This window comes from Pseudomonas sp. Pseusp18, from assembly GCF_059506005.1.
On sequence record NZ_CP169240.1, the window covers coordinates 5,798,746 to 5,812,962 of the forward strand.

General features: G+C 60.6%; 12 protein-coding genes. 9 read left to right on the plus strand and 3 right to left on the minus strand.

The features are described 5' to 3' along the window. Positions 1–47: 47 nt before the first annotated feature. Positions 48–1,697 (minus strand): acyl-CoA dehydrogenase family protein, encoded by a 1,650-nt coding sequence (locus tag ACEN9A_RS26110; protein WP_258671236.1) that lies wholly within the window; start codon positions 1,695–1,697, stop codon positions 48–50. A 75-nt stretch (positions 1,698–1,772) separates the two neighbouring features. Next, positions 1,773–4,154 (minus strand): hybrid sensor histidine kinase/response regulator, encoded by a 2,382-nt coding sequence (locus tag ACEN9A_RS26115; protein ID WP_258671237.1) that lies wholly within the window; start codon positions 4,152–4,154, stop codon positions 1,773–1,775. Positions 4,155–4,581: 427 nt separating this feature from the next. Here ACEN9A_RS26115 and ACEN9A_RS26120 point away from each other — a divergent pair, with 427 nt between their 5' ends. The 4 genes from ACEN9A_RS26120 to ACEN9A_RS26135 all read left to right on the plus strand — a co-directional run bounded on the left by ACEN9A_RS26120 (position 4,582) and on the right by ACEN9A_RS26135 (position 8,114). Continuing rightward, a complete protein-coding gene (locus ACEN9A_RS26120) occupies positions 4,582–5,379 on the plus strand; it encodes a hydroxymethylpyrimidine/phosphomethylpyrimidine kinase (RefSeq protein WP_019581334.1) in 798 nt (265 codons plus the stop codon). A 32-nt stretch (positions 5,380–5,411) separates the two neighbouring features. Continuing rightward, entirely contained in the window at positions 5,412–6,035 is a 624-nt protein-coding gene (gene thiE / locus ACEN9A_RS26125) for a thiamine phosphate synthase (RefSeq protein WP_018925770.1), read from the plus strand. A 16-nt stretch (positions 6,036–6,051) separates the two neighbouring features. Beyond that, entirely contained in the window at positions 6,052–7,335 is a 1,284-nt protein-coding gene (gene hemL, locus ACEN9A_RS26130; RefSeq protein WP_258671238.1) for a glutamate-1-semialdehyde 2,1-aminomutase, read from the plus strand. Positions 7,336–7,559: 224 nt separating this feature from the next. Then, positions 7,560–8,114, plus strand: a complete 555-nt coding sequence (locus tag ACEN9A_RS26135; RefSeq protein ID WP_258671239.1) for a tetratricopeptide repeat protein — start codon at positions 7,560–7,562, stop codon at positions 8,112–8,114. Between the two features lie 178 nt (positions 8,115–8,292). On the opposite strand, the gene ACEN9A_RS26140 is transcribed toward ACEN9A_RS26135, so the two are convergent. Continuing rightward, positions 8,293–8,622, minus strand: coding sequence for a DUF1820 family protein (locus ACEN9A_RS26140; RefSeq protein ID WP_003185742.1), 330 nt, complete (start codon positions 8,620–8,622; stop codon positions 8,293–8,295). A gap of 134 nt (positions 8,623–8,756) precedes the next feature. Here ACEN9A_RS26140 and miaB point away from each other — a divergent pair, with 134 nt between their 5' ends. The 5 genes from miaB (at position 8,757) to lnt (ending at position 14,208) form a co-directional block, all read left to right on the plus strand. After that, complete coding sequence (miaB, locus tag ACEN9A_RS26145; protein ID WP_018925767.1) at positions 8,757–10,085, plus strand: tRNA (N6-isopentenyl adenosine(37)-C2)-methylthiotransferase MiaB; 1,329 nt, start codon at positions 8,757–8,759, stop codon at positions 10,083–10,085. Between the two features lie 247 nt (positions 10,086–10,332). Continuing rightward, entirely contained in the window at positions 10,333–11,337 is a 1,005-nt protein-coding gene (locus tag ACEN9A_RS26150; protein ID WP_019650896.1) for a PhoH family protein, read from the plus strand. Then, on the plus strand, positions 11,330–11,824 hold the full coding sequence (gene ybeY / locus ACEN9A_RS26155) for an rRNA maturation RNase YbeY (protein ID WP_007937400.1): 495 nt from the start codon (positions 11,330–11,332) through the stop codon (positions 11,822–11,824). Before ACEN9A_RS26150 ends, ybeY begins: the two co-directional genes overlap by 8 nt. A 5-nt stretch (positions 11,825–11,829) precedes the next feature. Then, positions 11,830–12,669 (plus strand): CorC family transporter, encoded by an 840-nt coding sequence (locus ACEN9A_RS26160; RefSeq protein WP_007909641.1) that lies wholly within the window; start codon positions 11,830–11,832, stop codon positions 12,667–12,669. A gap of 15 nt (positions 12,670–12,684) precedes the next feature. Then, positions 12,685–14,208: an apolipoprotein N-acyltransferase gene (gene lnt / locus ACEN9A_RS26165; protein WP_258671240.1), complete on the plus strand. Its 1,524-nt coding sequence runs from the start codon at positions 12,685–12,687 to the stop codon at positions 14,206–14,208. Positions 14,209–14,217 lie beyond the last annotated feature (9 nt).

The window sequence follows — 14,217 nt, forward strand, 5'->3', positions numbered from 1 at the left end:
GTCGTACACCTGTAAGAGGCTGCCGAAGGCTGCGATCTTTTCGCCCTTCAGAAGCCCTGCGGTGTCGAGCGGGCCACAATCGCTTCCACATCCAGCCCACGTGGCAACGTTCCATACACCCGACCGGCCGAACCGAGCCGGCTGGCGATGAACGCATCACTAACCGCCGCATTGCCAGCCTCCAGCAACAGCCTGGCCTGAAGCCCCAAGGCGATGTCTTCGGTGAGCTGGCGGGCGCGGTATTGAATGTCGTCGGTGTCCTTGAACGCCTTCTGCAACTGGCCGATGTGTGTGGCCAGGCGTTTGTCGCCATGGCCATCGCCCAACTCGTTGAACAGCACATCGAGCACGCCCGGTTCTTTCGACAACGCGCGCAACACGTCGAGGCATTGCACGTTGCCGGAACCTTCCCACGTCGAGTTGACCGGTGCCTCACGGTACAGTCGCGGCAAGATGCTTTCTTCGACGTAACCGGCGCCGCCCATGCATTCGGCCGCTTCGTTGATCATCGCGGGCGCGCGTTTGCAGATCCAGTACTTGCCCACTGCCGTCACCAACCGAGCGAATTTCGCTTCGTGCTCGTCATCCAGATGATCCAGCGCTCGCCCCATTCGCAGGCTCAACGCCAGGGAGGCTTCGCTTTCCAGGGCCAGGTCGGCCAGCACGTTTTGCATCAAGGGTAGTTCGCTGAGCAACTTGCCACCGACCTTGCGGTGGGCGCAGTGATGGCTGGCCTGGGTCAAGGCCTGGCGCATCAGCGCGCTGGAGCCGACCATGCAATCGAAACGGGTCATGGCGACCATTTCGATAATGGTCGGAACGCCCCGGCCCTCTTCGCCGACCATCCAGGCCAGGGCGCCACGGAACTCCACCTCGCTGGAGGCGTTGGACCAGTTGCCGAGTTTGTTTTTCAGCCGCTGTATGTAGAACTGATTGCGCGTGTCATCCGGGCGATGACGCGGCAGCAGGAAACAGGTCAGCCCTTTGTCGGTCTGGGCCAGGGTCAGGAAGGCGTCACACATTGGCGCCGAGCAGAACCATTTGTGGCCCACCAGTTCATACGCCTGGCCCGGCCCTCCGGCACCCACCGGATAGGCCTTGGTGGTGTTGGCCCGCACGTCGGTGCCGCCCTGTTTCTCGGTCATCGCCATGCCGATAGTGACCCCGGCCTTATGGGCCATACCAACATTGCGCGGGTCGTATTCGGTGGCGAGGATTTTCGGCAGCCATTGCCGGGCCAAATCCGCTTGCAGGCGCATCGCCGGGACGCTGGCGAAAGTCATGGTTAATGGGCAACCGCTACCGGCCTCAGCCTGACTGTGCAAATACGTCATGGACGCGCGAGCCACATGGGCGCCCGGTTGCGGATCGGTCCAGGGCAACCCTGTCAGGCCATGCTCCACCGCCGTGCGCATCAACTGGTGATAAGCCGGGTGAAACTCCACCAGGTCGATGCGATGGCCGTAACGGTCATGGCTGACGAACACCGGTTTGTTCTGATTGGCCGCAAACCCGGCCTCCATCAGCGGCCCGCCGGCCAATGCGCCGTAAGCGTCGATCCGCGACTCGGCCCAACCAGCATCGAACCGCCGCGACCACTCCTGCAAAGGCAGGTCGATGCGATAGAGGTTGGTGCCGTCCAGCGACGGTGGCTGGTTGGTGACTTCGTGGGTTTCGGCGAACTGATGCAGGTTCATGACGGGACTCCTTTGGTCAGCCAAGGGATTTTCAGTTAAGCACCGCCCCGAGGCTGAACAAAGTGGCATATCTGCCTAACTGTCGGCGCTTTCGCCTTGTCCAGAACAGAGCACCCGTCGATAGAGCGCGGCCTGCAAGTCCTCGAATTTCACCGGTTTGTTCAGGTAGTCGACCAAGGTGTCACTCGAGCAGTGCACTCGGTCCGCACTCAGGGCAATCATGAACACGGGTAATTCGGCGCAACCCGGCAACGCACGGATCCGGCGGAAGATGGAGGCGCTGTCCACTGGCGGCAACTGGCAATCGAGCACTACCGCGTCAACGGCTTCACACTGCAATTGATCGAGCGCAGCAAGGCCACTGTCAGCGGTGCGTACCCGGAACCCAAGCTTGAGCAACATGCCGCGCATCACCAATTGATTGATGCTGTTGTCATCGACCAGCAATACCGTGCACTCCTGGGGCAAGCGCAGGCCGGTGGTTTGCCGGGTGATCGAGGGGGTGGGATCCACCACCGACAGCTCGAATTCGACGTCGAGCTGGAAGCGGCTTCCACGGCCCAGTTCCGAACGATGGCTCAGGCGGCCGCCGAGCAAGTCGACCAACTGCTGACAAATCGCCAAGCCAACGCCTAGGCCGCCATATTCGCGGGTCATCGAGCCGTCGAGCTGGAAGAAGCGCTGGTACAGCGTCGCCTCCCCCAAATCGGTAAAACCGATGCCGGTGTCGATCACCGCAAAAGACAGCGCCAGACGACCGGGCTCCGCCGCCGGTTTACCCGTCACCCGCAGCGCCAGACCACCGACTCGGGTGAATTTGATTGCGTTGTCCAGCAAGCATTCCAGGCATTGCGCCAGCTTGCCGCTGTCGCCGAACAAACGATCCGGCAACCCGGGCGTTACCTCGACCTTGAAGTCCAGCGACTTGCCCGACGCATTGCCGTCGAACTGCCCGCGCAAAGACTCGACCATACTGCGCAAGCTGAACGTGTCCGGATAGACCTTGAGCTTGCCGGCCTGCAATTCGGTCAGGGTGAGGATGCCGTTGACCATGCGCATCATGTCCCGCGCCGAACCTGCCGCCGTTTGCTGATACTGCTCCAGCTCTGGGTTCATCTCGACGGTCTGCATCAGCTCCAGCGAACCGATCACACCGTTCATGGGCGTGCGCAGTTCGTGGGTCAACGTGGCGAGGAATTCGTCCTTGAGCCTGTTGCTGTGAGCCAGTTGCTGGTTCAGCACCTCAAGTTTCTGGCCGGCGTCGAACAACGTCTGTGCCTGTTGCTCGCGCATGGCGTTGATACGATCGGCCAGGGCCAGGGACAGCAATGCCACTTCAATCGCCGAGCCGATCTGGCTGGCGTACATGGTGAGGAACACGTTGGGCAAATACCCCAACACCATCATCGTGTTGACGACGCCTCCGAGCAAAAATGCCGACCAGGCAATGATGAAGTAGCGCGCCACCCTCAAGCCACGCCACCAGGCGAAAATCCCGGCAGCGAAAATCACCACGGTAAAGACCAGTGCCAACGCCGTCGCCAGACGCAGGGCCAGGGCGTAACTGGTCATCAAAGACAACCCGACCACCAGCCCGCTGAACGCGATCAGCGCCAATAGCACACGGTCCAGCCAGCGGCTGTGGGTGGCCGTCCGCAGGAAGCTGCGGGCAAACTGGCTGCCGAACAACCCCGAACAGCCGATGAAAAACGGCGTCGCGGCATTGGCCCACCACGGATTGTTCGGCCAGAAATACTCCACGGCCGCGCCGTTCACCGACAGCTGATACAAGCCGAACGAGGCGATGTAGACGATGTAATAGAGGTAACTGGTATCGCGCACACTGAGGAAGATGAACAGGTTGTAGACCAGCATCCCCAGCAACACGCCGTAAATCAGCCCCAGCACATAAAGCCGCACCGGCTGCTCTTCAAGGTAAGCAGTGCTCGACCACAAGGTGACGGGCGCCTGGATCGAGCCTTCGCTTTGCAGACGCAGGTACACGGTTTGCGCCTGCCCGGGCGCAAAGCTCAGACCGAACAGATAGTTGTTCTGACGAATTTCGCGAGTGGCGAACGGCAACGCATCGCCCGTCTGTCGGACCAATTGATAGTCGCCGCCAGCATCGGGCAAGTACAAATCAAGGTGATCGAGGGGCGGATAGGCCAGTTCCAACAGCCAGGTTCGTTGCGCCGTCGGATTGGTCGGACGGTATTGCAGGTCGATTTTCAGCCAGAACGCCGAACGCGAATAGCCGGCGTTGAGGGTGGCTTTATCGTGGGGTTTGAAGTGCCCGGCCGCTGCTTGCGCACGGACATCGGCAATGGTCGCTTGACCGCCCGCGTCTTCATAAACCTGCATCGTTCGGCCCAGGGGAAGGCTCTGGGTGAACTCGTCGAACTCGACGGCGCTCGCCAGGAGGGGCAAGCACAACAGCAACATCAACAAATAGCGCATTTAAGCCCCAGCGTGGCCTGTCCGGTTCTGTCAGGAAGCCCCCCATTCCTTTTGAGTAGACGTAAAACCGGTATTACCTGTTATTGGTTTGGATCCACTCTAGCATAGCCGTTAGTGGCCATTGAACACCATTGAAATTTTTCCTACAAAGGCTCTAGAACGGGCGTTCCAGCGCCACGCATTGAGTTAGAGCGGTTGGCTTGATCAGGCCGCGACATTGTCCCGGTGGGTGATGAACCCTGTGGCGAGGGGGCTTGCCCCCGTTGGGGTGCGAAGCGGCCCCCTTTGCCTTCTGCCCGGAACACCGCGTCGGCAGATTTACGACTGCTTCGCAGCCGAACGGGAGCAAGCTCCCTCGCCACAATGTATCGGCCGGACTGGACGTCGCAACACCCGAAAAACATGTTTGGTGGTAAGCTCGCGCACCATGAATATCTACAGCTCTCGCCCCGTTGTCCTCTGTCTCTCCGGCCACGACCCTAGTGGTGGCGCCGGCTTGCAGGCAGATATCGAAGCCCTGCTCGCCCAGGGTTGCCATGCGGCTCCGGCCGTCACCGCCCTGACCGTGCAAGACACGGTCAACGTCACTGACTTCCGCGTGCTCGATCGCGAGTGGGTACTGGCCCAGGCCAATGCCGTGCTCAACGACTCCGAAGTCGCCGCCGTCAAACTGGGTATGCTCGGTTCCCTGGAAATGGTCGACACCGTGGTCGAACTGCTTTCAGCGCACCCGCATTTGCCAGTGGTCTGCGACCCGGTGCTGCGCGCCGGCGGTGGCGGACGACTGGGCAAGGACGAAGTCGGCTACGCCATGCGCGAACGCTTGCTGCCGTTGTCGATCATCGCCACCCCTAACCTTCCCGAAGCCCGCATCCTCGCCGAACTGCCCGAAGGCACCGCCGACGAGTGCGCGGAAAAACTCCTGCCATTCGTCAAACACCTGCTGATCACCGGCGGCCATGGCGACGAACACGAAATCCACAACCGCCTGTACAGCCGCGACGGTCGCCGCGAAACCTTTACCTGCCAGCGCCTGCCCGGCAGTTATCACGGTTCCGGTTGCACGCTGGCCAGCGCCCTCGCCGGTCGCCTGGCCCAGGGTGAACACCTCGCCAGTGCCGTACAGAGCGCGCTTGACTACACTTGGCGCACCCTGCGAGATGCGGAACAGCTGGGCAAAGGCCAGTTCGTGCCCCGCCGTCTGCCGCTGGATTTCTGTTCGTAACTTTCGATGCGTAAAGCGCAGAGGCTTGTCCGATGAAACTACGTGGCCTGTACGCCATTACCGACAGCCAGCTACTGGCCGGTAAATTTCTTTCGTACGTGGAGGCGGCGCTCGAAGGCGGCGTCACCCTGCTGCAATACCGCGACAAAAGCAGCGACGAGGCCCGCCGCCTGCGCGAGGCCGAAGCCCTGCGTGATCTGTGCGATCGCTACAAGACCCAGCTGATCATCAATGACGACGCCGAACTGGCCGCGCGCCTGAATGTCGGCGTGCACCTGGGCCAGACTGATGGCCCACTGATGCCGGTGCGAGCACTGCTCGGGCGTCAGGCGATCATCGGCTCGACCTGCCACGCGCAACTCGAACTCGCCGAACAAGCCGCCAAAGAAGGCGCCAGTTACGTCGCCTTCGGCCGCTTCTTCAATTCCAACACCAAGCCTGGCGCACCGACGTGCAGCCTCGACTTGCTTGACCAGGCCCGCAGCAAACTGCACCTGCCGATCTGTGCGATCGGCGGCATCACCCTGGACAACGCCGCCCCGCTGGTGGCCCACGGCGTCGATCTGTTGGCGGTGGTGCATGGCCTGTTCGGCGCCGAGAGCACGGCTGAAGTGACGCGTCGCGCCCGCGCCTTTAACGAATTGTTCAAATCCTGATTTTGAGAGCCAAATAATGTCTCGTTCCGAAACCCTGTTTGCCAATGCCCAGAAACACATCCCCGGAGGCGTGAACTCGCCGGTTCGTGCGTTCAAGAGCGTTGGCGGCACGCCGTTGTTCTTCAAACACGCCGAAGGCGCCTACGTCACCGACGAAGACGACAAGCGTTATGTGGATTACGTCGGTTCCTGGGGCCCGATGATTCTCGGCCACAGCCACCCGGACGTGCTGGACGCGGTACGCAAACAGTTGGAGCACGGCTTGTCCTACGGCGCCCCGACCGCGATGGAAACCGAGATGGCCGATCTGGTCTGCTCGATCGTGCCGTCGATGGAAATGGTGCGCATGGTCAGCTCCGGCACCGAAGCGACCATGAGTGCGATCCGTCTGGCCCGTGGTTTCACCGGTCGCGACAGCATCATCAAATTCGAAGGCTGCTACCACGGCCACTCCGACAGCCTGCTGGTCAAGGCCGGCTCCGGCGCCCTGACCCAAGGCGTACCGAGCTCGGCCGGTGTACCGGCGGCGTTCGCCAAACACACCCTGACCCTGCCGTTCAACGACATCGACGCGGTCGAAACCATGCTCGCCGAAGTCGGCCAGGACGTGGCGTGCATCATCGTCGAACCGGTGGCCGGCAACATGAACTGCGTACCGCCGGCACCGGGTTTCCTCGAAGGCCTGCGGACCCTGTGCGACAAGCACGGCGTGGTGCTGATTTTCGACGAAGTGATGACCGGTTTCCGTGTCGCCCTCGGCGGTGCCCAAGCCTATTACGGCGTAACACCGGACCTGAGCACCTTCGGCAAGATCATCGGTGGCGGCATGCCCGTGGGCTGCTTCGGCGGCAAACGCAAAATCATGGAACACATCGCGCCACTGGGCCCGGTCTACCAGGCCGGTACGTTGTCGGGTAACCCGCTGGCGATGGCGGCTGGCCTGACCACGCTTCGTCTGATCAGTCGTCCGGGTTTCCACGCCGAGCTGAGCGACTACACCAGCCGCCTGCTCGATGGCCTGCAACAGCGCGCCGATGCCGCCGGCATTCCGTTCGTGACCACTCAGGCCGGCGGCATGTTCGGTCTGTACTTCAGCGGCGCCGACGACATCGTCACCTTCGATGACGTCATGGCCAGCGATGCGAACCTGTTCGGGCGCTTCTTCCACCTGATGCTCGAGGGCGGCGTGTACCTGGCGCCGAGCGCCTTCGAAGCCGGCTTCACCTCGATCGCCCACGGCGAAACCGAGTTGAAACTGACGCTGGACGCCGCCGAACGTGCCTTCGCCGCACTGAAGTAAATCTGCGACGCTGACGTTGGCGATTGCCAGCGTCAGCTTTCACCTACATCCGCAGCCTTTTTCCTGCTCAGCTGCCAATAATCCCCCGCAAAGTGGGTGATATAGTCCCCGCGCAGCAGAAAAACGAGTAAAGACTTTGTAAGGTTGGCCCTGCTTATTTCATAATGCGCGCTTATTGGATCCCTCGACGGGTCCGCGCGCCCCTCAGAGGTAAGTCGATTCCCATGAACCGCACCGGCCGCACCCTTGCATTGGGCTGCCTGTTGCTCCTTCAGCCCCTGCTCGCGCTCGCACAAGCAGGCGGCAACTCGTTGTTGATCCCGGCGATGGGTCGCTGCACCCTCAATACTCAGCCGCAAGACCTGACGCAAGCGCTCGCCGCCTGCCAGAAAGCGTCGGATGAAGGGGATGCGCAAGCGCAATACGAGTTGGGTGAGTTCTACTACGAAGGCAAAAACGCGCCGCGCGACCTCAATAAAGCCCTGAGCTACTTCGAAAAGGCCTCGCTGCAAGGTCATGCCCAGGCGCAATTCAAACTCGGCACCATGTTCTTCCATGGCGAAGGTGTACCGGCCAATAACATTCAGGCGTATATCGTGCTGAAAATGGCCGCGGTCAACGGCGCCGAAGACGCGCTGGACACCGCCGACGAAGTCGCCGAAAAAATGCCCCGCGAAGACCTGGAGGTTGCTACCCAGGTGCTGGGGCAAATTTTCCGTAAATACCTGATGGAATTGCAGAGCGCCGACGGGCGTACGCCGTTTTCGCCACTTCCCTGAATCGACAGAGCCCCCTGTGGCGAGGGAGCTTGCTCCCGCTCGGCTGCGCAGCAGTCGTAAAACCCAAGAACGCGGTGTGCCAGACTTATCGTGATTGCAGATCTCGGGGCCGCTTCGCGCCCCAGCGGGAGCAAGCCCCCTCGCCACAACAAGCTCCTTCAGCCAATCAACCTGCTGCTTACTTCTCAGGCATCGGCATCGGAAACGGCATGACATTACCGACCGCTCCGCGGGCTTCGCTGATTTTCGGCGTGCCGAGGCGCTCGACCTCGTCGATGCGCACGATCGAATGCATCGGCACAAAACTGCGCACAACGCCTTCGAACTGAGCCTTGAGCTTTTCCTCGCTCGGATCGACGACCACTTGTGTGCGCTCGCCAAAGACGAACTCTTCCACTTCCAGAAAGCCCCACAGATCACTTTGATAGATCTGCTTGGCGTACATTTCGAACACCTGGCCCTGATTGAGGAAAATCACCTTGTAGATTGGAGCTTCACGTTTGGTCATGGTGGGCGGGTAACACATCGGGGATAAAAATGAGGGCGCGAACTATAGCATAGCCACCGGACGCGCAGCGGTAGGAACCTTGGGACATGTTCCCTATAATGCGCGGTTCTTTGAATCACGTGATGAATCTTTCCATGGCCAAGAAGCTTTACATCGAAACCCACGGTTGCCAGATGAACGAGTACGACAGCTCGCGCATGGTCGATCTGTTGGGTGAACATCAGGCCCTGGAAGTCACTGCCCGCGCTGAAGACGCCGACGTGATCCTGCTCAATACCTGCTCGATCCGTGAACGCGCCCAGGACCGGGTGTATTCCCAGCTCGGCCGCTGGCGCGAACTGAAACTGGCCAATCCGGAAATGGTCATCGCCGTCGGCGGTTGCGTGGCCAGCCAGGAAGGCGCGGCCATCCGTGATCGCGCTCCGTATGTCGACGTGGTGTTCGGCCCGCAGACCCTGCACCGCCTGCCGGAAATGATCGACGCCGCGCGCGCTACCAAACTGCCGCAAGTCGACGTCTCGTTCCCGGAAATCGAAAAATTCGACCACTTGCCCGAACCGCGCATCGATGGGCCGAGCGCTTACGTGTCGGTCATGGAAGGCTGCAGCAAGTACTGCACCTTCTGCGTGGTGCCTTATACCCGCGGTGAAGAAGTCAGCCGGCCGTTCGACGACGTGATTGCCGAGATCATCCACCTGGCCGAAAACGGCGTGCGCGAAGTGACCCTGCTGGGGCAAAACGTCAACGGTTATCGCGGGACCACTCACGATGGTCGCCTGGCCGACCTGGCGGAATTGATCCGGGTGGTCGCCGCTGTCGATGGCATCGACCGGATTCGCTACACCACTTCGCATCCGCTGGAGTTCTCCGACAGCCTGATCCAGGCCCACGCCGACGTGCCGGAACTGGTAAAACACCTGCACTTGCCGGTGCAATCGGGCTCCGACCGGATCCTCGCGGCGATGAAGCGCAACCACACTGCGCTGGAGTACAAGTCCAAACTGCGCAAATTGCGGGCCGCCGTGCCAGGGATCTGCATCAGCTCGGACTTCATCGTCGGCTTCCCGGGTGAGACCGAGAAAGACTTTGAACAGACCATGAAGCTGATCGAAGACGTCGGTTTCGACTTCTCCTACTCGTTCGTCTACAGCCAGCGCCCGGGTACCCCCGCCGCCGACCTGGCCGACGAAACGCCGGAAGAACTGAAAAAAGAACGCCTGAACGCCCTGCAACATCGCCTGAACCAGCAAGGGTTCGAGATCAGCCGACAAATGGTGGGCTCCATTCAGCGGATTCTGGTCACCGATTATTCGAAAAAAGACCCTGGCGAACTGCAGGGTCGCACCGAGAATAACCGTATCGTCAACTTCCGCTGCGACAATCCGACCCTGATCGGCCAGTTCGCCGACGTGCACATCGACGCCGCGCAACCGCACTCGCTGCGGGGCTCGTTGATCCAATAACAGCAGGCCAGAGAGGCTTTGTGGCGAGGGAGCTTGCTCCCGCTCGGTTGCGAAGCAGCCGCAAACCAGACACCTCGATCATCCTGAAAGATTGAGGCTGGATGATTTGGGAGCGTTTCGCACTCCAGCGGGAGCAAGCTCCCTCGCCACAGTTATCCAGTGAGACTGCTTTAAGAGCTTTCGCACCCAGGCGACTGGCGTTATCCTTTATTTCATCAATATTGCCCCAGGGCGGCTAAATACGACCTTGAACGCACCCATAGAACCACATCGCTTCATCCTCGAGCCTTTTGAAGCTCGCCGCTTCGCCAATCTGTGCGGGCAATTCGACGAGCATCTGCGCTTGATCGAACAGCGCCTGACCATCGAGATCCGCAACCGCGGAAACCAGTTCGAACTGATCGGCGAGCCCAAGCACACCACCTCCGCGGAAAACCTCCTGCGTCGCTTGTACCGGGAAACCAAGGGTACCGAGCTGTCGCCGGACATGGTTCACCTGTTCCTGCAGGAATCGGCCGTCGAGGAACTGGACAACCACTCCCCCGCCGAACCGTCCGTCGCCTTGCGCACCAAAAAAGGCATGATTCGCCCTCGCGGCTTGAATCAACTGCGCTACGTGAAGGAAATCCTCGGTAACGACATCAATTTCGGCATCGGCCCTGCCGGTACCGGCAAGACCTATCTGGCTGTTGCCTGTGCGGTAGACGCACTGGAACGCGAGCAGATTCGTCGCATTCTGTTGGTGCGTCCGGCGGTTGAAGCGGGTGAAAAACTCGGCTTCCTGCCCGGCGACCTGTCGCAAAAAATCGACCCGTACCTGCGCCCGCTCTACGACGCGCTCTACGAAATGCTCGGCTTCGAATATGTCGCCAAGCTAATCGAGCGTCAGGTCATTGAAGTCGCGCCACTGGCCTACATGCGCGGCCGCACGCTGAACAATAGCTTCATCATCCTCGACGAAAGCCAGAACACCACCGTCGAACAGATGAAGATGTTCCTGACCCGGATCGGCTTTGGCTCTACGGCGGTCATCACCGGTGACATCACCCAGGTCGACCTGCCACGCGGCACCAAGTCCGGGTTGCATCATGTGATCGAAGTGCTCAAGGACGTTCCGGGCATCAGCTTCACCCACTTCCAGCCCAAGGACGTGGTGCGCCATCCGCTGGTGCAACGCATTGTCGAGGCGTACGAGCGCTTCGAAAATCGCGCTGCCGATGCCGCGCCAAAGGACACCCCACGCGATGCTTGAGCTTGATCTGCAACTGGCGAGCGACGCACCTGCCCCGAGTGAAGCCGAGTTTCGTCAATGGTGCGAACTGGCCCTGCGCCAGCGCACCGCCGACTCCGAGCTGACCATTCGTCTGGTCGACGAAGAAGAAGGCCGCGAACTCAATCACACCTGGCGGCAGAAGGATTACGCCACCAACGTGCTGTCATTCCCGGCCGACGTGCCGGACGAGTTGCTGGATATCCCGTTACTGGGAGATCTGGTGATCTGCGTGGCCGTGGTCGAGCGCGAAGCCGCCGAACAAGGCAAGGCACTCAACGCCCATTGGGCGCATCTGGTCATTCACGGCTGCTTGCATCTGCTTGGTTACGACCATATAGATGACGACGAAGCCGAAGAAATGGAAGCACTGGAACGAACGTTGCTAGCAGAACTGGGTCATCCGGACCCTTACGCGGACGACGAAACAGACACATCCCCTATCGTTACAACAAAGGATTCAGAGTAATCGCTATGAGCGAAGATCGATCGAGCAACGGGCAGAAGTCTTGGCTGGGTAAGCTCACCCAGGCTTTTGCCCACGAGCCGAAAAACCGCCAGGAGCTGCTGGAGCTGCTGCGCGATGCACACCAAAACAAGTTGCTGGACAGCGAAGCGCTGGCCATCGTCGAAGGCGCCATCCAGGTTGCAGACCTGCAAGTACGGGACATCATGGTCCCGCGCTCGCAGATGATCAGCATCAAGGCGACCCAGACACCTCGCGAGTTCCTGCCTGCCGTGGTCGATTCGGCCCACTCCCGCTACCCGGTGATCGGCGAAAGCCATGATGACGTGATGGGCGTGTTGCTGGCCAAGGACTTGCTGCCGTTGATCCTCAAGGAGAACGGCGACAGCTTCAACATCAAGGACCTGCTGCGCCCGGCCACCTTCGTGCCCGAGTCCAAGCGCCTGAATGTGCTGCTGCGCGAATTCCGCGCCAACCATAACCACATGGCCATCGTCATTGACGAATACGGCGGCGTGGCCGGTCTGGTGACCATCGAAGACGTGCTCGAACAGATCGTCGGCGACATCGAAGACGAGCATGACGTCGAAGAAGACAGCTACATCAAGCCGCTGCCCAGCGGTGACTTCCTGATCAAGGCCCTGACGCCGATCGAGAACTTCAATGAGTTCTTCGACAGTGAATTCTCCGACGACGAATTCGACACCGTCGGCGGTCTGGTGATGAGCGCGTTCGGGCACTTGCCAAAACGCAACGAAATCACCGAAATCGGCGCCTATCGCTTCCGCATCCTGAACGCCGACAGCCGTCGGATTCATTTGCTGCGCTTGACACCAATCGCCCGGTAAAAATTAAGGAAAGAAATGCGCTGGATGACCCGCCCCGGCTGGCCCGGTAACCTGCTGGCCGTGGCGGCCGGTGCACTCACCACCCTGGCCTTGGCGCCATTCGATATCTGGCCGCTGGCATTGCTGGCGGTCGGTTTCTTTTACGCCGGTTTGCGCGAACTGAGCCCCCGTCAGGCCTTGGGCCGTGGCTGGTGTTTCGGTTTCGGCCTGTTTGCCGGCGGAACCAGCTGGATCTACTACAGCATTCACAACTTCGGCGGCGCATCTGTACTGCTGGCCGGGTTCTTGATGCTGCTCTTCACCGCAGCGATTGCCTGGTTCTTCGCCCTGCCCGCCTGGATTTGGGCGCGCTGGCTGCGCCGTAACGAAGCACCGCTGGCCGATGCCCTGGCGTTTGCAGCGTTGTGGGTGGGCCAGGAAGCCTTTCGCGGCTGGTTCCTCACCGGTTTCCCATGGCTCTATTCCGGTTACAGCCAGCTCGACGGCCCATTGGCCGGGCTCGCGCCGGTCGGCGGGATGTGGCTGATTTCCTTCGCGCTGGCCCTGACCGCTGCGCTGATCTACAACGCACCGCGCCTGATTCGCACCGCTCGCAAGGGCTTTATTGTCGCTGGCGTATTACTGCTGGCCGGCCCTTGGGTGATCGGCATGGCGCTCAAGGAACACGCCTGGACCAGCCCTTCGGGTGCGCCGCTGAGCGTCGCGGCGATTCAGGGCAACATCGAACAAAGCATGAAATGGGACCCGTCGCAGATCAACGCGCAGCTGGCGCTGTACCGCGACATGAGCTTCAGCTCCAAACCCGTCGACCTGCTGATCTGGCCGGAAACGGCGGTCCCGGTGCTCAAGGAGTCCGCCGAGGGCTACCTGAACATGATGGGCAGCTTCGCAGCAGAGCGTAAATCCGCGCTGATTACCGGCGTGCCGATTCGCCAGGAAGTCCGTCACGAGAAACGTTACTTCAACGGCATTACCGTGGTCGGTGAAGGTGATGGCACGTACCTGAAGCAGAAACTGGTGCCATTCGGCGAATACGTTCCGTTGCAGGAAGTCTTGCGCGGCCTGATCGCGTTCTTCGACCTGCCGATGTCCGACTTTGCCCGTGGACCGGCCGATCAACCGCTGCTACAGGCCAAGGGCTATCAGATTGCGCCGTACATCTGCTACGAAGTGGTCTACCCGGAATTCGCCGCCGGCCTCGCTGCCCGCAGCGATTTGCTGCTGACCATCAGCAACGACACCTGGTTCGGCACCTCGATCGGCCCATTGCAACACTTGCAGATGGCGCAGATGCGCGCCCTTGAGGCCGGCCGCTGGATGATCCGCGCCACCAATAACGGTGTGACCGGCCTGATCAACCCGTTTGGTCAGATCACTGCCCGGATCCCGCAGTTCGAACGCGGTATTCTGTACGGCGAAGTGGTGCCAATGCATAACCTGACGCCGTATCTGCAATGGCGTTCGTGGCCGTTGATCATCATTTGCGTGCTGTTGTTTGGCTGGGCGTTGATGGCCAACCGGATGGCGAAGACCGTTTAACTCAGGCCT